The 24,219-nt window shown below is 59.1% G+C and carries 16 protein-coding genes; 8 read left to right on the forward strand and 8 right to left on the reverse strand.

What is annotated here, in order from left to right; all coding sequences use genetic code 11:
• Positions 1 to 262: 262 nt before the first annotated feature.
• A complete protein-coding gene (locus KGB18_RS27910) occupies positions 263 to 784 on the forward strand; it encodes a hypothetical protein (protein ID WP_223570823.1) in 522 nt (173 codons plus the stop codon).
• Between the two features lie 229 nt (positions 785 to 1,013).
• Here KGB18_RS27910 and KGB18_RS27915 read toward each other — a convergent pair whose 3' ends face one another.
• From KGB18_RS27915 to KGB18_RS27925, 3 genes are all read right to left on the reverse strand, one after another.
• Complete coding sequence (locus KGB18_RS27915; protein ID WP_123721173.1) at positions 1,014 to 1,631, reverse strand: LysE family translocator; 618 nt, start codon at positions 1,629 to 1,631, stop codon at positions 1,014 to 1,016.
• A gap of 112 nt (positions 1,632 to 1,743) precedes the next feature.
• Positions 1,744 to 6,123 (reverse strand): response regulator, encoded by a 4,380-nt coding sequence (locus KGB18_RS27920; protein ID WP_223570824.1) that lies wholly within the window; start codon positions 6,121 to 6,123, stop codon positions 1,744 to 1,746.
• 43 nt (positions 6,124 to 6,166) lie between these two features.
• Positions 6,167 to 7,324: a two-component system response regulator gene (locus KGB18_RS27925; protein ID WP_223570825.1), complete on the reverse strand. Its 1,158-nt coding sequence runs from the start codon at positions 7,322 to 7,324 to the stop codon at positions 6,167 to 6,169.
• Between the two features lie 426 nt (positions 7,325 to 7,750).
• On the opposite strand from KGB18_RS27925, the gene KGB18_RS27930 reads away from it, so the two are divergent.
• The 4 genes from KGB18_RS27930 (at position 7,751) to KGB18_RS27945 (ending at position 11,193) form a co-directional block, all read left to right on the forward strand.
• Complete coding sequence (locus KGB18_RS27930) at positions 7,751 to 8,287, forward strand: DUF2867 domain-containing protein (RefSeq protein WP_123721176.1); 537 nt, start codon at positions 7,751 to 7,753, stop codon at positions 8,285 to 8,287.
• A 164-nt stretch (positions 8,288 to 8,451) separates the two neighbouring features.
• A complete protein-coding gene (locus KGB18_RS27935) occupies positions 8,452 to 8,847 on the forward strand; it encodes a GFA family protein (RefSeq protein WP_223570826.1) in 396 nt (131 codons plus the stop codon).
• A 250-nt stretch (positions 8,848 to 9,097) separates the two neighbouring features.
• Positions 9,098 to 9,724: a TetR/AcrR family transcriptional regulator gene (locus KGB18_RS27940; protein ID WP_123721178.1), complete on the forward strand. Its 627-nt coding sequence runs from the start codon at positions 9,098 to 9,100 to the stop codon at positions 9,722 to 9,724.
• 197 nt (positions 9,725 to 9,921) lie between these two features.
• Complete coding sequence (locus tag KGB18_RS27945; protein WP_223570853.1) at positions 9,922 to 11,193, forward strand: OmpP1/FadL family transporter; 1,272 nt, start codon at positions 9,922 to 9,924, stop codon at positions 11,191 to 11,193.
• 111 nt (positions 11,194 to 11,304) lie between these two features.
• Here KGB18_RS27945 and KGB18_RS27950 read toward each other — a convergent pair whose 3' ends face one another.
• Both KGB18_RS27950 and KGB18_RS27955 read right to left on the reverse strand, forming a co-directional pair.
• Entirely contained in the window at positions 11,305 to 12,090 is a 786-nt protein-coding gene (locus tag KGB18_RS27950) for an SDR family NAD(P)-dependent oxidoreductase (protein WP_223570827.1), read from the reverse strand.
• 172 nt (positions 12,091 to 12,262) lie between these two features.
• Positions 12,263 to 13,723, reverse strand: a complete 1,461-nt coding sequence (locus tag KGB18_RS27955) for an efflux transporter outer membrane subunit (protein ID WP_223570828.1) — start codon at positions 13,721 to 13,723, stop codon at positions 12,263 to 12,265.
• Positions 13,724 to 13,749: 26 nt separating this feature from the next.
• On the opposite strand from KGB18_RS27955, the gene KGB18_RS27960 reads away from it, so the two are divergent.
• Genes KGB18_RS27960 through KGB18_RS27970 form a run of 3 tightly spaced genes read left to right on the forward strand, consistent with a single transcriptional unit; the run spans position 13,750 to position 18,186 of the window.
• Positions 13,750 to 14,013, forward strand: a complete 264-nt coding sequence (locus KGB18_RS27960) for a hypothetical protein (RefSeq protein ID WP_201060135.1) — start codon at positions 13,750 to 13,752, stop codon at positions 14,011 to 14,013.
• Positions 13,931 to 15,040, forward strand: coding sequence for an efflux RND transporter periplasmic adaptor subunit (locus KGB18_RS27965; protein WP_223570829.1), 1,110 nt, complete (start codon positions 13,931 to 13,933; stop codon positions 15,038 to 15,040). The genes KGB18_RS27960 and KGB18_RS27965 overlap by 83 nt, the downstream gene beginning before the upstream one ends.
• Entirely contained in the window at positions 15,037 to 18,186 is a 3,150-nt protein-coding gene (locus KGB18_RS27970) for an efflux RND transporter permease subunit (protein WP_223570830.1), read from the forward strand. The genes KGB18_RS27965 and KGB18_RS27970 overlap by 4 nt, the downstream gene beginning before the upstream one ends.
• Before the next feature lie 179 nt (positions 18,187 to 18,365).
• Here the strand turns inward: KGB18_RS27970 and KGB18_RS27975 are convergent, their stop codons facing one another.
• From KGB18_RS27975 to KGB18_RS27985, 3 genes are read right to left on the reverse strand one after another with little or no spacing between them, the layout of a single operon-like run.
• Positions 18,366 to 21,461 carry an efflux RND transporter permease subunit gene (locus KGB18_RS27975; RefSeq protein WP_223570831.1) on the reverse strand — a complete coding sequence of 1,032 codons (3,096 nt, stop codon included), beginning with the start codon at positions 21,459 to 21,461 and terminating at the stop codon, positions 18,366 to 18,368.
• A complete protein-coding gene (locus tag KGB18_RS27980) occupies positions 21,458 to 22,570 on the reverse strand; it encodes an efflux RND transporter periplasmic adaptor subunit (protein ID WP_223570832.1) in 1,113 nt (370 codons plus the stop codon). Before KGB18_RS27980 ends, KGB18_RS27975 begins: the two co-directional genes overlap by 4 nt.
• Positions 22,571 to 22,599: 29 nt before the next feature.
• A complete protein-coding gene (locus tag KGB18_RS27985) occupies positions 22,600 to 24,114 on the reverse strand; it encodes an efflux transporter outer membrane subunit (RefSeq protein WP_223570854.1) in 1,515 nt (504 codons plus the stop codon).
• Positions 24,115 to 24,219: the final 105 nt, after the last annotated feature.

Raw genomic sequence — 24,219 nt, forward strand, 5'->3', positions numbered from 1 at the left:
TGGCGCGTTGCTGGGGAGGTTTAGCTCATCAGGAAGGGACATCGTGCCTTGATCAGGCTACGAAGCCGGACAGCCGGACAGCCTTGAAGATCGAAACGGGATCTAACGTTTTTACACACTCTGGGCCAGGAGCGGACGTTTCCTCAACCCACCGTGTACAAGCTGCCTGGGCCTTCACAAGATTTAGTATCATAAGGCCATTTTTCAATATCGTCCGACCCCGAGATTTTCAAGGAAGTCCGGAGGTATCAGGGAGCAGTTGATGTACGGGAATGACAAGTTTGGCTGGACGTATGCGCTGCTGGCTGGAGCAGTGGCACTCAGCGGTTGTACTTCACTATTTCAGGGCAAGCAGTATCTCTTTCCCCGGCCGGATGAACCCTCGGCGACGGTTCGCCTTAAATATGAAAGTGGCACCAATCTTGACGCTATGACCTTTAACGAATCGGGTTGTTACGCGGGCTTCACGCCATTGCCATACACCGACGGTTTTATCGAAGCGCAGGTAGCAGTGGGCAAAGAGCTGGTATTGACCTACCGGCAAGTAGTCGCGGGTAGCATGTGTCAAATCCCCTTTTCCTTCACGCCTCAGGAGGGAGCAACTTACACCTTGAAGTCGGGCTCCTGGAGTGAGTCCAAGACGGGCATCCTACCCATCTTCACCAGCGACCAATATTACTGCGGACTTGGCGTAGTCAAGAAAGTCGGAACTCAGGAGAGCGTCGAACCCATTCAACAGTTGCGTATCAAGACGGGTTTTGCGTGCCTCAGGTTCGTCAAGTAGAGCAATAGGCTGCTTGGCTCGGAGCCGAGAAAAGGCACAATTTGTACCCTTTCCTCTGTCAGTTTTTGGCCGATTCCTGTCTGTCACAAAGGGCTGCTATCGACCCAAGTTGTGTGAAAACGCGCTAGATGTTCACCTTGAATAAAGCGCTTCATGGGCAATCCTTGCGATGAAATTCTCTGAAATCATAGCAAGGGCTTTCGGATGGGATAGATACTCAATCGTAGACTTATTGAACCAGCTGCCGGATCCCTAGAGACAAAATCAAACCACCGCATAATCGATCAATAGCTTTTTTCCTCCTTCGATACGCAGAAGCGATCTCAGGTTGCGAAAGAGCGATTGCGACCACTCCATACCAAGTCATCGAAACCACCACTACGACTGCCAGCATCGACAAAAACGTGCTTGGTGAAACGTGAGCGGGGGCTGCCGCTGAGAAAATAGCGGCATAGAAGGCCATGGATTTAGGATTGCCAATGTTCGTAACGACCCCCTGAATGAATGACTGCCGAAAGTTTCCGACGACAGCATTATTACAGGGGGCAAGCGCGCTCTTCCCGGCCTTGAGCAGCAGTCGGAATCCAAACCACATCAGATAGGCTGCCCCCAGAACTTTTACGATCAGCGCCGCCCAAGGGAACGCAGTAAATACAACGCCGATACCTGCGATTGCACAGGTAGCCCAGAATAAATTGACCAATACGATGCCTGCTACCAAGGCCAAAGCTTCTGACCGCGTAGCAGCGACCGCTTTGTGGACTACTGCAACGAAATTTGGCCCTGGAATAATGACACCGGCCAGGTAAACCAAAAAGACTGTCAAAACGGCGGGACCATCGATCATCTGCATTCCTTGCGAGTGTTGTTCGTAGTTGTGTTTTACACGCTCTCGACCCAAACCAGCCAGTCGGTCTCTAGTTGCCAGAAGAGGTCAGTAGCTCCTTTCCTGGCAAAATTCAGCAGTCCTGCAACAGTTCCAGGGCACGATCAAAGTCGAACAGTTGCACCTGCTCCGCGACCAGAGTCAGACGCTTGGCCAAGGCCCGATCGAGTGACAGATTGCGCAGCTCGGTAAGCGCATCCATGGCTGCCGTGTCGCTTTCGGCCAACAGACCCTTGAGCCTGTTCAACTGCTCGCTCAACTCTGGGCCATCCTGCGGGGCCTCGCCCATTGATGCTGGGGCGTTTCCGGCGAGGCCGGCCAGAGCGGTCAATGTCGGCAGCAGGCAACGCTCGACCTCTGTCGCCAGCTCTTGCACCACCATAGCGGGCTCGTCGTTCTGGCAGGCCAGTTCCAGCACCGCGGCGGCCTGCGCCACGGCCCTGGCACCGATGTTGCCGGCCGTGCCGCGCAGACTGTGGGCCACACGTCCGGCCGCGCTATCATCCGAGTCGGCCAGTGCGGCCTGGAATTGCTCGGCAAAACCTGCCTGAGTGTCGCGAAACTTGCAGAGCAGGCGCAGATAGAGTTCTCGCCGGCCCATACAGGTCGCCAGGCCGGCAACCATATCAATGCCCTCAAGACGATCCGGAAGCCCACCTGACAGGCCTACATTTGGCGATGCTGGAGCAGCCTGTGGCCTGATCCATTTTGCCAGTGTGGCGAACATGTCATCGACATTGAGTGGCTTGGATATATGGTCGTTCATGCCACTGTTCAGGGCTCGCTCGCGATCACCGTCCATGGCGTTGGCGGTCATGGCGATCACCGGCAAAGCATTAAAGCGCGGCTGTTGGCGAATCCTCTGGGTGGCGGTGTAGCCGTCCATCACCGGCATTTGGCAATCCATCAGCACGCCGTCGAAGCTGCCATCCTCGGTCAGGATGTCCAGAGCCTCCTGGCCGTGCCTGGCCAGTCGCAGCTGTATTCCGACACTCTCCAGCAGCTCGCAGGCCAGTTCCTGATTCAGCTCGTTGTCTTCTACCAGCAGCAGCCGGGCACCATTCAGGCTGGCTACGGTGCTGGCATTCTGTTGGGAGCGTTCGCCGGCCCGAGTATCGCCCTGCGGGCCTTTACGCAGCACCACACCGATGGCTTCGAGCAAAGAGGACGGTGTTACTGGCTTGGTCAGCACCACCGGTAACTGGATGCCCTGGCGCTCGGCTTCCTCGCGTGCCTCCTCGCGGCCAAAGGCGGTGACCATGATCACCGACGGCGTATGCGTCAGGCTGGCGGAATGCATTCTACTCACGGTTTCCATGCCATCCATGCCAGGCATCCGCCAGTCCATCAGCACCAGATCGTAGGGTATCGCCTTATGCTCGGCGTCGGCCAGCATGCGCAGCGCCAGGCTACCATTCTCCGCGACATCCACCTCCAGGCCAAAGCTGCGTGCCATGCCCGAGAGGATTTCACGAGCACTAGCGTTGTCGTCCACTACCAGCACCCGCATACCCAGCAGTTCGTCGGCCTTGAACATGCGACGCGGCTGAACGCCTTGCTGCACGCCAATGCGTACCTGGAAATGGAACGTGGAGCCGACCCCAGGCTCGCTCTCAACCCAAATGTGGCCGTCCATCAGCTCCACCAACTTCTTCGAGATGGACAAGCCCAGCCCGGTGCCACCGTACTTGCGCGTGGTCGAGCTGTCGGCCTGACTAAACGACTGAAACATGCGCGAACACTGCTCGACGGTCATGCCGATGCCAGTGTCGCGCACCCAGAAATGCAGCTGCACGCGCTCCTCGTGCGTGCCAATTTCTTCCACCCCGACCACAATCTCGCCGTGCTCGGTGAATTTGGCAGCGTTGTTGCCCAGGTTGATCAGCACTTGACCCAGGCGCAAGGGGTCTCCGAGCAGTGCGGTGGGTAACTCAGGCTGGGTCTGGAACAACAACTCCAGGCCCTTGTCCTCGGTCTTGAGGCCGATCATGGCGGCGAAGCTGTCGAGTACGTCCTCCAGGCGGAAGGGGGTTTGTTCGAGGTTCATCCTGCCGGCCTCGATCTTGGAGAAGTCGAGGATGTCGTTGATGATCCCCAGCAGGTTCTCCGCCGAGCGGTGCACCTTTCCAATGTAGTTGCGTTGGCGATTATCCAGTTCGGTACGCAGCGCCAAGTGGCTCATGCCGATGATGGCGTTCATTGGCGTGCGGATCTCGTGGCTCATGTTGGCGAGGAACTCGCTTTTGGCCTGGGTCGCGTCCTCGGCCGCCGCCCTTGCCTCTGCCAGTGCAGTCACATCGATGTTGATTCCGGTTGCGCGCAATGGCTTGCCGTCAGGCGTGCGTGAGAATCGGTTGAGCGATTTGAACGTGCGCACCAGCCCATCGTTTTGCCGCACGATGCGGAAGTCGAACTCGACGCGATCATCGTCACTTTGGACTGCGCTCTCGAACGTACGGCTGATACGCGCCACGTCATCGGGATGCACCAACGCCTTCCAGTGCTCCAGAGTGCCACCGAATCCGCCAGGCTCAAGCCCGAACAGCGCTTCGAGCTGTGGCGTCCAATAGTTTTTGCCGCTGACCAGATCAACGTCGAATAGACCGATGTCCCCGGCCTCTTGCGCCAGATTCAGGCGATCACTGGCAGTACGTAGCTTGGCCTCCATCGCCCTGCGCTCACTCACGTCGCGTACCGAGGCACAAACACAGACGCCACGCCCCTCCAAGCGGGGCAGATGGGACAGACCAATTTCCACGGAGAACAGGCTGCCGTCCTTGCGTACGCCGTGCAGGTCATTCAAATCGCCGCCCATCTGCCGGGTTCCGCCGCTGGCAATGAACCCGTCGCGTAGCCGAACATGCCGCTCGCGAGCCGCCTGCGGCACCAGACGCTCGATGCTGGCACTGATCAGTTCGCCGTGTTCGTAGCCAAACAGGGCATCCATCTGCGGGTTGGTCATCAGGATGTGACCGTCGGCGCCCAGCACCAGCATGCCGTCCGGTGCTGCCTCGATAATGCCGCGGTACCACGCCTCGGTGGCGCGCAGTGCCGTCTGCTGAGCCTCCAGCTCCTGGGCCTGGAGTTCCAGTTGCAGGGCCTGGGCACCCATTTCGTCAGCCTGGCGACGAGTTTCCTGCAGCAGCGCCTGGGCCGCCTCGCTGCGCTCCATAATGGCCATCGCACCGGCCAGCCTCGGGAGCACTTCCTGCAGCAGCAGTGCCTCATTTTCTTCCAACGGGCGAAAGCCGGCCATTTCCACAACCCCGAGCAGACGCTCGCCACGCAGCACAGGCTGAACCAGCAGATGGCTGGCAGGGGCTTCGCCCAACTGTGCGCGTACACGCCAGAATTGCTCAGGCAGATCATTGAGCTGGCGGGGTTGGCGATCCAGTGCGCACTGGCCAAGTAGCCCTTCACCGAGCTCCAGTTCAGCGCGCAGTGGGTGCTCAGTGTCCGCCGCATAACCACCCAGCAATTGCAGGCGTGGCGCACCTTCATAGAGAACGTACAGCGCCCCCTGACACATGCCCAGCTGCGGCGCGATGCGGCAAAAGAAAGCCTGGGCCAACTGCTGCGGCGTCTCCGCCTGTTGCAGATCCACTTGCAGGAGCGAGGCATGGGCTTTGACCCAGCGCTGGCGCTCAAGTTGACAAGCCTCCAGTTGCAGCGTGGCGATGGCGCGCGCCAGGTCACCGGTTTCGTTGCGCAGGTCGGTGTGAGGGATCTGACTGTCCAACTTGCCGGATGCCAGCTCGTCAACCGCCGCGCGTACTCGGTTCAGCGGCACGCGGATGGAGCGGCTGACCAGCCAGGTCAGCAGCAAGGCCAGCGTCGAACCGCCCAGCAGCAATACATAAGTGATCGTGCTGCTGCGTTGCGCATACTCGGCCAGATTCTTCGCCGTATCGTGGATGTCGGCTTCTTTGTTTTTCTCTATCTGGATGAGCAGTCCGTCGCTTTCCTGCTCCAGCGCGAGAAATACCTTACTGTTGAGCAACTTCAACGCCTGACCCAGGGAACCCTGACCGGCCAACTCCAGCGCTTCATCGCCATTTTTTTGCAGGCGCTGCAATACCACCTCAAACGCCAACAAGCTGTTGAGGCTGCTCTGTCGCCGCAGCGTTGGGCGAACCTGCTCCAGAGCCTCGTGCAGACGCTCCTGGGCGACGGCCATCTGGGCCCTGGCGCTGATGCGGATGTCCGCGTTGCTGGTAGCGACGGCGCGTTGCAGTGCCAGCAATAGATGCGGCAGCTGCACCCGAACCTCCTGCACATGCTGGATACCGACCAAATCCTGCTGGTACAACTGCTGCATTTCGTACCTGAGTGAATACTGGGTGCGTAGGCTTTGCACGCCCAGCATCAGGATCAATATCAGCAACGCAGCGAAGCCGATGATCAATTTGCTGCGCAGGGACAGGCGCTCGAGCAGCTCGAACAGTCTGTTCATATACCGCCTCGTTTAGCTTGATGTGCAGAATGATGCAAAGGGCTCAGGGCTGCTCAGCGATCTGCTCAAGTGAGGCCAACTGCTTGGCCATGTCCTGGTCGCTATCGGCGAACCGCGCGGCAATTTCCCGGAACCGCTCGGCATTGGCCAGAAAGGCGTCGCAGATGTCTGGGTCGAAATGCGAACCGCGGCCTTCGCGGATAATTTCCACCGCCTGCTCATGGGGCATGCCGGGCTTGTACACGCGGCGGCTGATCAGCGCATCGTAGACATCCGCCACGGCCATCAAACGGGCGCTGATGGGAATGTCGTCGGTGGCCACCCCTTGCGGATAGCCACTGCCATCCCATTTTTCCTGGTGCCCGTAGGCGATTTCCTTGGCCAGAAGAAGGAAGTCGACGCCTATCCCCAACTGATCCTCGGCGTGCTGGATGGCATCGCGCCCCAATGTAGTGTGGGTCTTCATGATCTCGAACTCTTGCGGGGTGAGACGTCCCGGCTTGAGCAGGATGCGATCGGGAATGCCGATCTTGCCGATATCGTGCAGCGGTGCCGACTTGAATAGCAGCTTGATAGTTTCTTCGTCGAGGAAGTGGCGGAAGCGTGGATGCTCGCGCAGCAGCTCGGCCAGCAGTTTGATGTAGTGCTGGGTACGACGAATGTGGTTGCCGGTTTCGTTGTCGCGGGTTTCAGCCAGCGATGCCATGGCGTGGATGGTGACATCCTGGATGGCGATCACCTCGCGGGTGCGGCGCTGCACCTCCTGCTCCAGAAATTCGTTCTTGTCGCGCAGGAAATCCGCAGCCGCCTTGATCTTGATCTGGGTCGCGACCCTGGCCATCAGTACCGGGGGGATGATCGGTTTGGTGATGTAATCCGCAGCGCCCAGGCTCAGGCCGCGAATCTCGTCCTCGGTGGCAGCCATGGCGGTAAGGAAAATGATCGGAATGTGGCGAGTGCGGGTGTCAAGTTTGAGCTGCTCGGCAACGTCGTAGCCGGACAGGCCCGGCATCATGATGTCCAGCAGGATCAGGTCGGGAAGTGGATCGCCCTGGAGCAGACGCAACGCTTTCTCGCCGCTGTTGGCTGCCTTGACCCGATATCTGTCCTTGAGCAACTCGGTTATCAACATTAGGTTGTCGGGGGTGTCGTCGACCACCAGAACGGTGGCTGATGGATAAACGTTCTGCAAGCTATCCATAGATATTGGCTCCCTTGCCTGACATTAAGGAGAGGGCCGCACCTACGCCATTCCCTTGCTGGCAAGCGTAGCTAAAAAAACTGCAATCGCTAGGAGAAAGTCGGAGGCTTATGGGTGTCCGCTTCTGGCCGATTTGTGCCTTCCCCGATCGGCTGAAACCGGCCAGGAGCGGACGGTGGACACAGTGATGGCAAATGGGTAGCGTTACCGATGCTGCTTTCGAATCTAGAAGGCGACAGGGCTTACCGTCGCTTTTGTAGTGTTTCTCTCAGGCGATGTCGCGTTTGCCGCAACGGCTTCTAAGCTAGACAAGCACTGACAGGGCGACAAGGAGCGTTATACGACAAGCCATCGCAACAAGAAACGTGACGTGACGTGACATGGCATGTCGCCTAATTAGTAGTTAGATCTAAGGAGAGATCCCCGATGCCCAGAGAATTCGAACTCATTACGTCCGTGCCAGTCCCCTCGAGGTCCGGCATCTCCCACTTTTACAAGTCGATGAACCTAGCGGACGCTTTTGCGATTCGGCTCCCTGCGGGCACATCCAGCAATCCAGATTTATTAGCTCGATTCATCTTTTCCCACCAGCCATCCTGGATCGGATGGCTCATGAATGTCCGAGACACTATCGTTGCCTGTTTTGGTCTCAAGACAGCCAAACACTTGGCATCACTTGCTAATCGGATTGGAATCTTCAAGGTCTACAGCACGAACCAGACTGAAATCGTGTTGGGAGAGGACGACAAGCACCTCGACTTCCGGATATCGGTTCTGTGTTCTGGAGAGGCAGAGCCAGAAGGCAGTCACCAACTCGTTGTTTCAACCGTGGTCCAGTGCCACAACCGTCTAGGCCGGGCCTACATCTTCATCATCGCCCCATTTCACCGCTTGGTTGTTAAGGCCAGTCTCCTGCGTGCAGCGCGCATCGGTTGGCCTCTGGTTACCTGCCCCGGGAAATGACAGGACAGAGGGAAGTCTGACCATCTATAGGGACGGTCGATGCTAGACCGTCGCTATCCGGCCCAAAGCTGCCCTAGTCCATCTGAGATACCTGAAGTTTTGGTAAAACACTCTTCCTACGGGCACTGTATTTATGTACAGTTGTTTCATTTGGAGAGAAAGCCATGCTTAAAGGTAGTTGCTGCTGCGGAGCAGTGAAGTTCTTGGTGTCGAGTCCTCCAACAATGATGGGAACATGTCACTGCTCTCGTTGCAGAAAGGTCGGAGCAAGTACCTTCGTCTTCGTAAAGCGCTCATCGTTCGAGCTGATTTCCGGCTCGGATTCCATCACCACCTTCAAGCCAGAAGCACCTTATAAGTACAACCGTTGCTTCTGTTCGCACTGCGGAACAGCATTGGGCGAGGTGACGTCAACCGCCGAGTCGTTTCCCCTGGCTGCGAACTGCATCGATGAGGCATTGACCGTCACCAATCTCTTCCATGAGTTCGTCAAGGAAAAGCCAAGCTGGTACGACATCTGCGACAGCGCCGAGCAGTTTCTGGAACATCCACACCGATAAGACGGTAGGCGCCCCCGACGAAGGTTTGAACGTGGCAACTCAATCTAATCCAACTTATTGGCGGCGACTGGCTCTGGATCTGCGGAGCGTTAATCCGTCATGTTCGATCACTCAAGCGTCAGCCCGTTTCGCGCCTGATCGGCTGAAGTTTGTGATTGCTCGGAAAAGTCGTTAAAAATGGTCGATTTGTGACTATATATCTTATCGGTCACAAGTTGTCAGTCCTCGATAGGGTGAGTAAGCTGTTCCCATGAATCAGCCATCGATATCTTCATCTTCGCCCAGCCCCCGTGGCCCAGCCGATCACGACATTCGAGACCAGATTGTCGCGGCGGCCAACGAGCACTTCAGTCAATACGGCTACGGTAAAACCACGGTTTCCGACCTGGCCAAGGCCATCGGGTTTTCAAAGGCCTACATCTACAAATTTTTTGATTCCAAGCAGGCGATCGGTGAAGCCATCTGCGCTAATTGTCTGGCAGAAATCGTCGCGACTGTGGAGCAGGCTATCAATGTGGAAGGCCTGTCGCCGACGGAGCGCTTTCGACGTTTGGTCAAAACTGTGATCGCCACAGGTGTGAATCTTTTCTTTAACGACCGAAAACTCTATGACATTGCAGCATTCGCGGCGTCGGAAAGCTGGCCCAGTACGCAGGCTTATGACGCACAGATCAAACGCTTCGTGTCGCAAATAGTGCGAGAGGGGCGAGAGATCGGCGAATTTGAACGCAAGACTCCGCTGGACGAGACAGTAGAAGCGATACATCTCGCGCTACGGCCATTCGTCAACCCTTTGCTGTTGCAGTACAACCTTGATTTCGTCGAGGAGGCGCCCACGCTCACCTCCAATCTCATCTTGCGTAGCCTCATGCCTTGACCTTCGGCTAAAGGTTTACGGAATACCCGGGTAAGCGACAGTTCACCAAAACGGCTCTCACTTTGCCCTTCTTCCATCCGTCGAAGGGCATTTTACTTATCTATGTTGTGACTATTGAATGAATTGGTCACATGAACAAATATGGTGATGCGTCGCTTCTACTGTTTCATCTCAGTGATACCCATAGAGTTCAAACAATGAAAACAATATTGCTCAAGAGCCCATTTGGCCTTGCTGTCGTGCTCGTATCCTCAAACGTTTTTGCAAGCGGCTTCGCTCTCAATGAGCAAAGCATCAGCGGGATGGGGTCCGGGTTTGCCGGACGCTCCTCCTCCGCTGAAGATGCGAGTACGGTCTTCGGTAATCCCGCGGGAATGTCTCGCTTGAAAAGAGAGCAGGTTAGCGTGGGGGCGGCGACTCTTTTCGCCAAGTCCGACATAAGCCACACCCGCAGTACATTCGGCGGCCAGGAAGACGGCGACATGGTGCCAACCACCACAGTGCCTATGGGTTACTACGTCAAACCCATCGATGAGCATTGGGCGTTCGGTGTAGGGTTTTATGTACCTTTCGGTCTGATGACTGACTATGGCAGCGGTTTTGCCGGGCGTTACTACGCCAACAAAAGCGAGGTCACGACCCTTACCTTCCAGCCCACCATCAGCTATGCCTTTAACGACAAAGTTTCGATCGGGTTCGGTCCGACCATCAACCGTATCAGCGGTGAGCTGTCTGGTATGGTGCCCAATCCACTTAGTCCTGGTCGCAATGACGGAAAACTCAAAAGCACTGGCGACGACACTGCCCTCGGTTTCAACGCCGGTATTCTGGTGCAGGCTACAGACCGAACCCGTTTGGGCATGACCTACCACTCCAGAGTCAGTTATCAATTGGATGCGAAGACCAAGGTCACTGACGGCATCTTTAGCGTGTTGGGGGTCAGCGGCCGGAGTTATGACGCTTCGCTGGATGTGGATACCCCAGAGTCAGTGGATTTCTCGGTGACTCATCAGCTTAATAACGACTGGACCCTGTACTTGGGGAGCACTTGGACTCGCTGGAGTCGCTTCAAAGAGTTAACTATCGAGAACACGGGTTTACCCCCTGCGTTGAGCGGCTCTCTGGGCACCATTACCGAAGAGCAGAATTGGCACGATACGTGGGCTCACGCTATCGGTGCGGCGTATCAACTGAACAACCAATGGGTACTTCGCGCAGGTCTTTCGGTTGATCAGTCGCCCGCCAACAACACCAACCGAGGACCACGTATTCCCACGGGCGACCGGAAGGTTATCAGCTTCGGTGCGGGCTGGACTCCGGCGGACAATGTCACCATCGATGTTGCTTATTCCTACCTATGGGAGGAGAGCGTGCAGATCAACGACGCCTCTGCGACCAGAGGTGCATACAGTGCCAAATATAAGAACAGTGCGAGCGGGCTCGGTACGTCTGTCAGTTACCGCTTCTAATTGAGTGCTGTTACACGATAAATGTCCTGTCGGGAGCATGCGTTGCCTCCCGACCTTTAAGGACACATCTCGGGCCTTTCCCCTGAGGTAAAAGGCCTCTTTGTCACCCCCTCAGACGCCCATCACCTGCGCCATCAGGCTCTGATGAAACCGACGTGGAGTGGCCCACGTCAAGACAGTAATGGCCTTGTTGCCAAAACCCGGCACCACACTCATGCGTCCGGCTTGCAGTGCACGGATGCCTGCACGCACGACGGGTTGAGGCTGCATCATCACTCTTTTTAAGACTGGCGTGATCCGTTGTTTGGCGCTTTCTGCAAATCCGGTATCTGACATCCCAGGGCAAAGTGCGGTAACGACGACACCGTCATTTTTCAGTTCACGATGAAGCGCATCAGAGAAGCGAAGAACATAGGCTTTCGCGGCAGAGTAAACGGCGAAATTCTTCACGCCCTGGAAGGACAGCAAGCTTGCGACCATCAGGATGTGCCCACGTTTGCGGGTTCGCATGTCGGCCGCGAAAAGGCGTGTCAGGGCGGTCAGGCTGGCGATATCCAAATCAATCATGGTCAGGGACTCATCCAGAGGTTGATCCAGGAAAGGCCCCTGCAATCCATGACCCGCATTGTTGATGAGCACATCGATCACTACATTGCGTTCGCTGAGTCGCTCATGCAGTTCGATGATCGCCGGGATCGAGGACAGGTCTACTTGTTCGACTATCACATCAACGCCGAAGCGTTCGCGCAACTGCGCCGATAGCGCTTCGAGCTTACTCAGCCTTCTTGCTACCAGAACGAGCGATTTTCCCTGCGCTGCATATTGCCGGGCAAACTCCTCGCCAAATCCGCTTGATGCTCCGGTGATGAGCACCCAGGAATTCTCGTTCGATTTCATTTCGCTGTACTCCGGTTGGTTTCTATTGAGCAATGGGTTGCTGAGCACGTCCCAACAGAGCGGCCTGAGACCACTGGTCGTCAGTCGATGAGCGAATCCCGCTCTCGGGTTGGGTAGTAGCGAAGAGAGGACGTGGAGGTGCGTGCATCAAGTGCTACGTCACCTGGTTAAATCATCGTGTCGCAACAGGCTGGGCTTCAGGAGGTTGCCAGCCACCACCTAGCGATTTGAATGCCGCAACCGCCGCTCGTGCCGATTCCGTTCGCGCTTGCGCCCGAGCATCGGAAGCTTGCAGCATCGTCTCGTCAGCGTGCAGGACATCGATCAGGCTGGCCGTGCCTTTCTCATAGGCAATGAACGACGATTGGCGAGCCTGTGTCAGAGACGCCTCTCCCCCGGTGAGGGTGGTTGCTTGAGCTTCCCGATTCACCAGGGCGGAGAACGCGTTCTCGACATCCTCGGTGGCGCGCAGCACAGACTGGCGGTAAGCGGCCAGGGTTTCGGCTTCCTGTCCCTTGGCTTGGTCGATTTGGGCGTTTATGCGACCGAAGTCGAAGAGTCTCCAGCGCAGTCCCAATACGCCCGCCGACTGGCTGGCGCCGCCGGTAAAAAGGTTGCCTGCGGATACAGCCGTGGCACTGCCCAGCAATGCGCTAAGGGAGAATTTCGGGTAGTACTCAGCAATCGCCTCCCCGATACGTGCGTTTGAGGCCGCAAGACGGCGCTCAGCCACAATGAGGTCTGGCCTGCGGCGCAGCAAATCGGCCGGCGTTCCCATCGCCTTTAACTGCGGCGCTACAGGAATGCTCCCCGCACTTGCCAGTTGCGTGCGGTGAGTGCCTGGCGGCGTGCCGAGCATTACATCCAGCGCATTCATGGCCGCATCCAGACCGGTCTGCAGGACCGGCACTGTCGCTTGGACCTGCGATAGCGCGCCCTCTGTCTGGTGAACCTGATAGTTGGCGGCGAGCCCCTTGCTGTAGAGCAATTGGACTTTCTCCAGCAACTCCTGCTGCGTTTTAACTTGCCGATTCGCAATGTCCAGCCGGGTCTGCAGTCCGCGGATAGTGATGTAGATATCAGCGGTCTGGGCGGCGATGGCCAATCGTGTGGCAGCGACGCCCGCCTGGGACGCCTGGTACTCGGCCACAGCAGCCTCGCGTCCGCGGCGCAATCCGCCAAAGACATCTACCTCCCAGCTGGCATCGAGGTTGGCCTCGTAGGAACTTCCGTACCGATCATAGCCAGGAGTCGAGTTCAGCACTTGGCCGAGCGGCGTCTCGATTGACTGGTAGGAGCGTGCGGCCTGTCCGCTGATGTTCCCTGAGGGGAGTAAAGCGGCATTTGCAGCACCTAGTCCGGCCCGCGCCTGTGTGACTCGCGCCGACGCCTGCGCCAGGTCCAGATTCTGCTCAAGCGCCTTCGAGATGAAGTCGGTTAGCACTGGATCACCAAAGCCTTCCCACCAAGCTACAAGACTGGTCGGCGTCGCTCCACGACGCTGTTCGACAGAAGGCTGACCCAAGTAACGATCCGAAAGCGGAGCGTCTGGACGATGGTAGTCCGGACCGACCGCGCAACCTGCCAATAAGCCGGCGCTGACCAAAAGAGCAATTGGACGGAGGGGAGGCATTGAGGTTCCTTCAATAGAGGATATTTGTGACCATATTACTCAATAGTCACACCCTGTCAATTGAGGTGATTTTGGGTTTTCTCATTGGTAGCTGTGGTTTCTGTGTTGAGCTTGAGAAGCCGAATGTTTCATGGTTTGTGACCATTGACACATATGGTCACTGGGCTGAGAATATGGCGCTCGTCCTATTTTTAAGTAAGGGAACCTATGCGCCGGCTTCGACCTTTCCCCATTGCCGCTTGCTTGTTGCCTCTCGTCCTGACGGCATGTGGCGACTCATCTACCGTTGAAGATCCGCGCACGCATGCTCCTCTGGTTAGGTCCGCAGCGGTTCAGGGGGCCTCCGACGCCTCACGTTCTTTCACTGGTGTCGTGGCTGCCCGCGTCCAGGGCGATCTGGGTTTTCGGGTATCAGGCAAGGTGCTTGAGCGTCTGGTTGACACCGGTCAGACCGTTAAACGTGGTCAGCCACTCATGCGTCTCGACCCAGTCGACCTGGGGTTGCAGGCGCGAGCACAGCAAGAGTCAGTCATAGCCGCTCGGGCCCGAGCCAAACAGACAGCAGATGACGAGGCTCGATATCGTGACCTGGTCGCCGCAGGTGCTATTTCTGCATCGGCCTATGACCAGATCAAAGCCGCAGCGGATACCGCAAAGGCGCAGCTTAGCGCCGCTGAAGCGCAGGCTGATGTAGCCCGCAATGCTTCTGGTTATGCGGTGCTGTTTGCGGATTCCGACGGCGTTGTGGTGGAGACGCTCGCCGAGCCCGGACAAGTTGTCAGCCCGGGACAGCCCGTGGTTCGACTGGCGCGGGCAGGGCAGCGCGAAGCCATCGTGCACCTGCCCGAGACGTTGCGCCCCGCAGCAGGATCCATCGCGCAGGCGACGCTTTATGGCAATACCACGGATGCTGTTACAGCGAAGCTGAGGCTGCTTTCTGACTCGGCCGATCGAATGACACGCACCTTCGAGGCGCGGTATGTGCTTGAGGGGGCGCAGGCCAATGCACCGATAGGTTCGACCGTCACGCTGCGGATCGCTGAAGGCGCCACGCAAGGGCAGGGGCTGCAAGTACCGATCGCTGCCGTTTATGACCCAGGCCAAGGCACTGGCGTGTGGGTCATCGCCGGTACACCGGCGAAGGTGGCCTGGCGACCTGTACACATCCTGGGCTTGAGCGACGACACAGTGCGAGTCGCGGGTGACCTCAAAGTCGGCGAGCAGATCGTAGCGTTAGGCGCACATCTGTTGCGCGAAGGTGAAGAGGTGAGATTGCTTCAACAGGATGACGTCAAAGTTGCCGGGGGTCGTCCATGAGCGAGGGGCGCTTCAATCTTTCCGCGATCGCAGTTCGTGAGCGCTCTATCACGGTGTTTCTGATCTTCCTGATTGCCGTTGCGGGCATCTTGGCGTTCTTTCAGCTGGGGCGTGCGGAAGATCCTCCCTTTACGGTCAAGCAGTTGACGGTCATTACCGCGTGGCCGGGCGCCACGGCGCAGGAGATGCAGGATCAGGTCGCAGAGCCACTTGAAAAACGCCTGCAAGAACTGAAATGGTACGACCGCACGGAAACCTACACCCGTCCTGGCCTCGCTTTCACGATGGTGTCACTGCTCGATAGCACGCCGCCCTCGCAAGTGCAGGAGGAGTTCTATCAGGCGCGCAAAAAGCTCGACGATGAGGCCAGGAAGCTGCCGGCGGGTGTCATCGGGCCAATGGTCAACGACGAATTTTCGGACGTGACATTTGCGCTGTTCGCCCTGAAAGCCAAAGGCGAGCCGCAGCGACTGTTGGTGCGTGATGCAGAGTCGTTGCGCCAACAACTGTTGCATGTGCCGGGTGTGAAGAAGGTCAACATTATTGGGGAGCAGCCCGAACGTATCTTTGTTTCCTTCTCGCACGATCGGTTGGCCACCTTGGGCGTATCTCCTCAGGACATCTTTGCCGCGCTGAATAATCAAAACGTGCTCACGCCCGCCGGTTCGATCGAAACCAATGGGCCGCAGGTCTTCCTCCGGCTGGATGGCGCCTTCGATAAGGTGCAGAAGATTCGTGACACACCCATTGCGGTTCAGGGGCGCACACTCAAACTCTCTGACGTGGCGACGATCGAACGTGGTTATGAAGATCCCGCAACCTTTCTCGTACGCAATAACGGTGAAGAGGCCTTGTTGCTGGGGATCGTGATGCGTGAGGGTTGGAACGGTCTTGACCTCGGCAAGGCGTTGGACGCGGAGACGGTCAAGATAAATGAAGGCATGCCTTTGGGCATGACGCTGTCCAAGGTCACCGATCAATCTGTAAATATCGATTCGGCCGTCGGCGAGTTCATGGTCAAATTTTTCGTCGCGCTGCTTGTGGTGATGCTTGTCTGCTTTCTCAGCATGGGCTGGCGTGTAGGCGTTGTGGTCGCTGCGGCTGTGCCATTGACGTTGGCTGTGGTGTTTGTGGTGATGGCGGCCACTGGAAAGAACTTTGACCGTATCACCCTTGGCTCGTTGATTCTGGCGCTTGGACTGCTGGTGGACGACGCCATCATTGCTATCGAAATGATGGTGGTGAAAATGGAAGAGGGCTACGACCGCATCAAAGCTTCCGCGTACGCCTGGAGTCATACGGCCGCGCCGATGCTTTCCGGTACGCTAGTGACGGCTATCGGCTTTATGCCCAACGGCTTCGCGCAATCGACAGCCGGCGAGTACACCAGCAACATGTTCTGGATCGTGGGCATTGCCCTGATTGCCTCCTGGGTGGTTGCGGTCGCTTTTACCCCATACCTGGGGGTGAAGATGTTGCCGAACATCAAGAAAGTCGAGGGTGGTCACGCGGCCATCTACAACACCCCTAACTACAACCGCTTCCGCCATGTTTTGACGCGAGTCATCGCTCGCAAATGGCTGGTGGCCGGCACTGTCATCGCTTCGTTTGTCGTGGCGATCCTCGGCATGAGCCTGGTCAAGAAGCAGTTCTTCCCTACCTCGGACCGTCCCGAGGTATTGATTGAAGTGCAAATGCCTTATGGAGCCTCCATTGAGCAGACCAGCTCGACCACCGCCAAGATAGAGACCTGGCTGCAAAAGCAGGATGAGGCAAAGATCGTCACGGCCTATATCGGGCAGGGCGCGCCGCGCTTCTATCTAGCGATGGCACCGGAACTCCCTGATCCGTCATTCGCGAAGATTGTGGTGCTGACGGACAGCCAGGAGGAGCGCGAGACCCTCAAGTTCCGTATCCGCGAAGCGGCGGCTGAGGGACTTGCTCCAGAAGCGCGTGTCAGGGTGACTCAGCTTGTTTTCGGGCCGTACTCGCCATTCCCTGTTGCCTACCGGGTGATGGGACCTGATCCGTCAAAGTTGCGCGAGATTGCGGGCCAGGTACAGGACGTGTTGCAGTCGAGCCCGATGATGAGAACCGTCAACACCGATTGGGGACCGCTGACGCCGACGCTGCATTTTGCTCTGGATCAGGATCGCTTGGAGGCGGTGGGGTTGACGTCAAACTCAGTCGCGCAGCAACTGCAGTTCCTGCTGGCCGGAGTACCGATCACCGCGGTTCGTGAGGACATTCGCTCGGTGCAGGTGGTTGGTCGCGCAGCGGGTGATATCAGGCTCGATCCCGCCAAGATAGAAGGTTTTACGCTGGTAGGCACGGCGGGTCAGCGGATTCCGCTGTCTCAGGTGGGAGAGGTCGATGTTCGTATGGAGGATCCGATCCTCCGACGTCGTGACCGCACGCCGACCATTACCGTGCGCGGCGACATTGCCGAAGGCTTGCAGCCACCGGACGTCTCGAGCGTGATCATCAAGGAGCTGCAGCCGGTCATAGACAAGCTGCCTGGCGGGTACCGGATTGAGCAGGCGGGTGCAATCGAGGAGTCGGGCAAGGCCGCTAAAGCGATGTTGCCGTTATTCCCGATCATGATTGCCATGACGCTGCTGGTCATCATTCTGCAGGTCCGTTCGATCTCGGCGATGATTATGGTATTCCTCACCTCGCCACTGGGGTTGATTGGTGTGGTGCCAACACTGCTTATCTTCCAGCAGCCTTTTGGTATCAACGCTCTGGTCGGTCTAATCGCCCTTTCGGGCATTTTGATGCGCAATACGCTGATTCTGATTGGGCAAATCCACCACAACGCGCAAGAAGGGCTGGACCCGTTTCACGCAGTGGTCGAAGCCACGGTACAACGTGCCCGCCCGGTACTGCTGACAGCGCTTGCGGCCATCCTGGCATTCATTCCGCTGACACACTCCGTCTTCTGGGGGACGCTGGCCTACACGCTGATCGGAGGCACGTTCGTCGGAACCATCATGACGCTGGTGTTCCTGCCAGCGATGTACTCCATCTGGTTCAAGATCCGTCCTGACAATACGGGTCAAACTGAAACAGCGAATAAGCAAGCAAGCCTAGGGGGTAGGACGCCACCCCGTCCTCTCGCCGTTCACCTGACCACAAAGCCTTAGCCATAGGCCATAGCTTGCTGCTTTTAGTGGGCGTCGAGCCCATCAGGATTTCCTGCAAGCCGCGAGGGAGCGAAAGAAAGTAACGTTCGCAGAACCTCGCGGCTGACCTCGATGGTTTTCAGAAACGGCGCTGAGCAAGTCCTTCTAATAGCGGTGAGGTCGGGGTGTCACGGCACGCCTCACTCAGAAGCGAGCGCGCCGTCCCTCATCACTTGTTGGCTGTCAGTGGCCGTCTGGCGATTCACTTTGAACCATGCGGCGTATAGCGCCGGGACGAAGAAGATCGTCAGTAGCGTCGCCACGGTAAGGCCGCCCATGATCGCAATTGCCATCGGCCCCCAGAACACACTGCGTGTTAGCGGGATCATTGCGAGCACGGTAGCCAGCGCCGTCAGCATCACCGGACGGGCTCGGTGAATGGCGGCATCCAGCACAGCATTCCACGGGTCGCGTCCTTCGGCGATCTCGGTTTGTACCTGATCGATCAGGATCACCGAGTTGCGCATGATCATGCCACCCAATGCGATGATGCCCAGGATTGCGACGAAGCCCAGCGGCGACTGGAACACCAACAGCGCCGGCACCACACCGATCAGGCCCAGCGGTGCGGTCAGCACCACCATCCACATGCGAGAGAAGCTCTGCAGTTGCAACATAAGCAGCAGCAGGATGCTGATCAGCATCAGCGGAGCCACCGCCAGCAGTGCCTTGTTGGCTTTGTCACTTTCCTCCACCGCGCCGCCGACGTCGATGCGGTAGCCCGACGGCAGCTTCGCTTCGATATCCTTAAGCAACGGCTGGATCTCCTGCGTCACCGATACACCTTGCTCGCCATCCTTCACGTCGGCACGCACCGTGATCGCCATGTCGCGGTTGCGGCGCCACAGTACTGGTTCTTCCAGCCCAGAGCGCATCTGTGCGACTTGCGACAGTGGCACAACCGTGCCCTGGCGCGTGTAGAGGTTGATGTCTTTCAATGTGTCGAGGCTCAAGCGCTCTTCAGGTACGGCACGGGCCACGATGTCGATCAGGTCCTCGTGCTCACGCAGCTGCGACAGGGTGGCGCCGTTCATCACGGTCTGGGTCGCCAGCGACACGTCGGCCGGCGTGAGGCCTAGCGCGCTCGCCTTATCCTGATCAAGCTCGACCTTCAGCGTGCGCACCGGGTCGTTCCAGTCGAGCTGGAGGTCGCGCACCTTCGGGTTGGACGCAACTACGTTCTCCACCTCACGGGCGATCCGGCGCACCACTTGGGTATCGGGGCCGACGACGCGAAACTGTACTGGGTAGCCGACAGGCGGCCCCAACTCGAGTCGGGTCACACGCACCCACGCCTGCGGGAATTGTTGGTCGGCCGAGGCCACCAGCCGCGCACGTACCCGCTCGCGTGCATCCAGGTCCTTGGTCATCACAACGAGCTGGGCAAATCCCGGATTTGGCAGTTCGGGGTTGAGCGAGAGATAGAAGCGCGGTGCGCCGGCGCCGGTGTAGGCGGTATAGAAACGCACGTCCTCATCCTTCGCCAGGATCTCCTCCATGTGCTTGACCTGCTCGGTCGTCGCGGCGAACGAGGCGCCTTCCTTGACGCGCAGGTCAATGACCAGTTCAGGGCGCGAACTGTTGGGGAAGAATTGCTGCGGCACTAGTTTGATACAGGCCAGGGCAAGCACCAGAGCGCCAATCGTCGCACCGATGACCACCCAGCGGCGCTCGATGGCGGCGTCGATCAGGCGGCGCAGGGTGCGGTAGAACTTCGTGTCGTACAGATCACCATGCTGGTGCTTGCCCAAGTCGTTGGGCAGCATCTTGACCGCCAGGTACGGCGTGAAGATGCCGGAACAGATCCACGAGAACAGCACCGCGGCGCCGACGATCCAGAAAATGCCACCCGCGTACTCGCCGGTGGTGGACTTCGAGAGGCCGATCGGCAGGAAGCCCACGACGGTGATCAGAGCGCCGGTCAGGCGCGGCATGGCGGTGGACTGATAGGAGAAGGCGGCCGCCTTTACGCGGTCCATGCCGGTTTCCATTTTCGCTACCATCATCTCGATGGCGATGATGGCGTCATCCACTAGCAGTCCCAACGCGATAATCAGCGAGCCGAGCGAGATACGCTCCAGGTTCCAGCCCATCGCCAGCATCACCAGCGCCACGCCGCCCAACACCAGCGGCACCGTGGTCGCGACCACGAGGCCGGCGCGCCAGCCCAGGCTGGCGAGGCTCACCGCGATCACGATGATCAGCGCCTCGGCCAGCGCGTGCGCGAAGTCGTGGATGGCATCCTTCACCGTGGTGGGTTGGTCGGCCACGAGCTCCAGCTCCACGCCGTGCGGAAGTTCCGACTGGATCTTGGTGACTGCCGTGTCCATCGCCTTGCCAAGGTCCACGATGTTGCCGTCGCTGGTCATCGTGATGCCGAGCATCAGCACTGGCTGGCCGTTGTGGCGCACCGTGTAGGTCGGCGGATCCTCGAAGCCACGTGTAACGGTCGCGATGTCGCCGAGCTTGATCTGCCGGCCGCCTGCAGCGATGGGCACGTTGCGGATAGCCTCTTCGTTGGCGAACTGGCCGCTCACGCGCACCATGACGCGGTCGCCGTTGGTGTCGATCTGGCCTGCGGGCAACATGGCGTTCTGGCTTTTGAGGCTTTCGGCGATGGCCAGCGGTGTAATGCCCAGCGCTGCCAGGCGCTCGTGCGAGAACTCGACGTAGACACGCTTGGCCTGCTTGCCGATGAGATCGATCTTCTTGACCATCGGCACCCTCAGCATCTGGCGCTTGATGTCCTCCGCCGCGTCCGACAGGTCGGCGTGGCCGATGCCGTCGCCCTTGACCGCGTACATCAGGCCATACACGTCGCCGTACTCGTCGTTTACGATCGGGCCGATCACACCGTCAGGCAGCTCGCGGCTCAGGTCGTTGAGTTTCTTGCGCGCCTGGTACCAGGCCTCGCGCTGGTCAGCCTTGGAGGTGCCGCCGCGTACGGTGAGCGTCATGCCGGCGTAGCCTTGCCGCGCGTAGGTGACCACCTTCTCGAAGTTGTCGATCTGCTCGAATTTCTTCTCCATGCGGTTGAGGACCTGGTCCTGCATCTGCTGGGCGGTGGCGCCCGGCCAGATGACCATGGCGGTCATGGAGGGCACGGAAAAGTTCGGATCCTCGAGCTGACCGAGCCTGGTGAAGCTGAAGGCGCCGGCCACTGCGACAATGAGGAGCATGAACAGGACGATGGCGCGATGGCGCAGCGCCCAGTCGGTGAGGTTCAGGTTGTTCATCGGGCGGCCTGCTGCGTGGTGTTCGCGTCAACAATCGCCGCGCCGGGAAGCGCGACCTTCAGTCCGGATGCCATCTTCTGCACCCCGGCGGTGACGACCAATGCGCCGGCCTGCGGCCCGGAGACGAGCACCTCGTCGTTGCGGTAGCCCAACACGGCCACCTGCACCAGTTCGACGACGCCTACCGGATCCTTGCCCTCGGGCGTGACCACCCACAGCGCCGGCTGGCCGCCGTTTTGCGTCAATGCCGTGGCTGGCACCGCTGCCACCGAGACACTGGTCATCACGCGCTCGGCCGTTACCGTGGCAGTGGCACCCAGGGGCAGCGCCTGCATCGGTTTGAGCCGCGCGCGATAGGTGCGCGTTTGCGCCGCGGCCTGCGGCGACAGTTCGCGCAGTGTGGCATCGAAGATCTCGTTCGGCGCACTGGCCAGCGAGGCCTTGAAACGCGCCTCCTTGAAGACGGACAACTGATCCTCGGGCACATCAATGACGATCTCGGATTCATCCGGATTCGCGATCGATACAACCGGTTGGCCCTCCGGAACGACCTGTCCGGCCTCAAAGCGCACGGCCGTGACGACGCCGCTACGCGAGGCGCGCAGCACGGTGTACTTGAGCCGGTTGCGCGCAAGCTCGAGCTTTCGCGCCTCGGCTTCAGCGGTTGCATGCGCGGTCTGGGCATTTGTATGCGCGCGCTCGTCGTCGGCCGCACTGACCGAGCCGTCAGCCTTCAGCGCGGTCAGGCGCTGGCGGTCCGAGTCGGCCTGGCGCGTCTGCTCGACGGCGACCGCCCATTGTTGTCGCGAGGCTTCTTCCGCGAGGCGGTAGTCGCTGTCATCCAGCACAGCCAGGATGCTGCCTTCGCGCACAAACTGGCCTACATCGACGTTGCGCTGGGCGACTTTGCCGCCCACGCGGAAGGCCTGGTCGACTTCATGTCGCGACTGTACGGTGCCCACGTAGCGACTGACGTCGCGAGCATTGTCGTAGCTGATTTCAACGGTGCGTACCGGTCGTGGCGCCTGAACGGTCGGCTGGTCCGGGCTGCACGCGGACAGCATGACGGCTACGGCCAAAGCGCCGGCCGCAGTAAGGGAGGTTTTCAAGGCGGTTCCTCTTTGAAAAAGGCAGTTTCTTAAGAAAGTGGTGGCCGGTCGGCTTTGGTCGCTGCGGTGGGAGTGGCGGGTTGTTCGAACACCTGCCAGCCCCCGCCCAGTGCCTTATAGAGCTGCACGCTATCGAGCAGCAGTCGGGTGTTGCTGTCGTTGGCGCTCAGGCGCACCGACAAACGCGCCCGTTGCGCGTCCAGCAGCGGCAACAGGTCGATCTGCCCCCTGTCGTAGAGCGACTGCGCGTGGCTCAGCGCTGCTTCCGCAGACTCGGTGGCCGACTGCAACGACTGGGCGCGCTGACGCTCTTGCGTCTGCGTGACGAGGGCGTTCTCCACGTCCTCGAGCGCGCGCACTATGCCGTCCTCGGCGCGCAGTAGCGCCTCACGCTGGCCGCTCTCGGCGACCTCGTTGATCGCGCGCGTACGCCCGGCGTTGAAGAGCGGCATCGCGAGCAGGCCGGCCACGTTGGTGAAGCGGGCGGCGCCCAGATCCAGACCGTTCAGCTCAAGGCCCTGGCGGCCGTAGGATGCACCGAGGAACAGCCGCGGGAACCACTCAGCCGCGGCTTGTTTACGGCGTGCATTGGCGGCATCGAGCTGCGCCATCAGCGCCAATACATCAGGCCGACGCTGTAGCAGGGTGGCGGGTTGCCCCTGGCGTGCCTCGGGCGCCACCGCGTTGCCACGGGAGGGCTGGATGCTCGTGGCATTAAAGGCCTGGTCACCGATCAGTACCGCGATGCGGTGTCGCGATACGGCTGCCAGCGTCTCCAGCGGTGGGATCTGCGCGTGCGCCGATGCGGCATCGGTCTGTGCGCGCTCGACGTCGAAAGAGGTCGCCAACCCTACACGGTGGCGGGCATTAACCAGGCGCAATGTCTCGTCTTGCGCCGTCGAGATCGCGCGTAGTGTTTCGGCCTGGCGCAGTGCGCCGACCAGCGTGAAGTAGTTGCTGGCGATGTCGCTCATCACCAGCAGACGCACGCCGCGTACGCCGTCCTCCGCGGCCAGTGCCTCGGCCTCGGCTGCTGCCGCGCCAGCGCGAAGGCGTCCGCTCAGGTCAAGTTCCCACGAGACGTCCAGGCCTGCACCCACGGTCTTGGTATCTGGATAAGCCTGCTTCTTGGCAGTGCTGTAGCCGCTGCTACGGTCAGAGCCGAAGGCGGACATTCCGACACTCGGAAAGAGCCAGGAGCGACTGATCGTCTCACCGGCGCGAGCGGTGCGCACACGCTCGGCGGCGATCTTGATGTCACGGTTCTCGCGCATCGCGCGGCGCACCAGATCCGTCAACACCGGGTCGTTGAACGTCTCCCACCACGCGGCTTCGGGTTCCATCTCGGAGGCCGTGCTTGCGGCAAACTTGGCCGGCAGGTCTACCGACGGCTTGGCGACTTCTGTGGAACAACCGGTCAAGACCAGAGCGAAAGACGCGGCGAGCGCCGCACCCACGACGACGCCGAACAGGCGTTCGGCATGTTGCAGGGGCGTCTGCCCGGCGTAGCGGGTCAGTGGATGGGGGATTTGAAGTCGCGGCATCGGATTGGACTCGTGTAGATTCGAGGTGGCATCAGCGTAGGGCCCGGTGTGCGCGAAGTCGTCAGCGAAGCGTCGCCGTTCGGTCGCCATATCGAGCGCTCATTC

Origin of the sequence: Pseudomonas sp. BF-R-26 (genome assembly GCF_019947395.1) — a bacterium.
GTDB lineage: Bacteria > Pseudomonadota > Gammaproteobacteria > Pseudomonadales > Pseudomonadaceae > Aquipseudomonas > Aquipseudomonas farris.

Bases quoted from the DNA above. Each gene is read 5' to 3' on its own strand.
- KGB18_RS27910 (WP_223570823.1), top strand. From the start codon at position 263: ATGTACGGGAATGACAAGTTTGGCTGGACGTATGCGCTGCTGGCTGGA.
- KGB18_RS27915 (WP_123721173.1), bottom strand. From the start codon at position 1,631: ATGATCGATGGTCCCGCCGTTTTGACAGTCTTTTTGGTTTACCTGGCC.
- KGB18_RS27920 (WP_223570824.1), bottom strand. From the start codon at position 6,123: ATGAACAGACTGTTCGAGCTGCTCGAGCGCCTGTCCCTGCGCAGCAAA.
- KGB18_RS27925 (WP_223570825.1), bottom strand. From the start codon at position 7,324: ATGGATAGCTTGCAGAACGTTTATCCATCAGCCACCGTTCTGGTGGTC.
- KGB18_RS27930 (WP_123721176.1), top strand. From the start codon at position 7,751: ATGCCCAGAGAATTCGAACTCATTACGTCCGTGCCAGTCCCCTCGAGG.
- KGB18_RS27935 (WP_223570826.1), top strand. From the start codon at position 8,452: ATGCTTAAAGGTAGTTGCTGCTGCGGAGCAGTGAAGTTCTTGGTGTCG.
- KGB18_RS27940 (WP_123721178.1), top strand. From the start codon at position 9,098: ATGAATCAGCCATCGATATCTTCATCTTCGCCCAGCCCCCGTGGCCCA.
- KGB18_RS27945 (WP_223570853.1), top strand. From the start codon at position 9,922: ATGAAAACAATATTGCTCAAGAGCCCATTTGGCCTTGCTGTCGTGCTC.
- KGB18_RS27950 (WP_223570827.1), bottom strand. From the start codon at position 12,090: ATGAAATCGAACGAGAATTCCTGGGTGCTCATCACCGGAGCATCAAGC.
- KGB18_RS27955 (WP_223570828.1), bottom strand. From the start codon at position 13,723: ATGCCTCCCCTCCGTCCAATTGCTCTTTTGGTCAGCGCCGGCTTATTG.
- KGB18_RS27965 (WP_223570829.1), top strand. From the start codon at position 13,931: ATGCGCCGGCTTCGACCTTTCCCCATTGCCGCTTGCTTGTTGCCTCTC.
- KGB18_RS27970 (WP_223570830.1), top strand. From the start codon at position 15,037: ATGAGCGAGGGGCGCTTCAATCTTTCCGCGATCGCAGTTCGTGAGCGC.
- KGB18_RS27975 (WP_223570831.1), bottom strand. From the start codon at position 21,461: ATGAACAACCTGAACCTCACCGACTGGGCGCTGCGCCATCGCGCCATC.
- KGB18_RS27985 (WP_223570854.1), bottom strand. From the start codon at position 24,114: ATGCCGCGACTTCAAATCCCCCATCCACTGACCCGCTACGCCGGGCAG.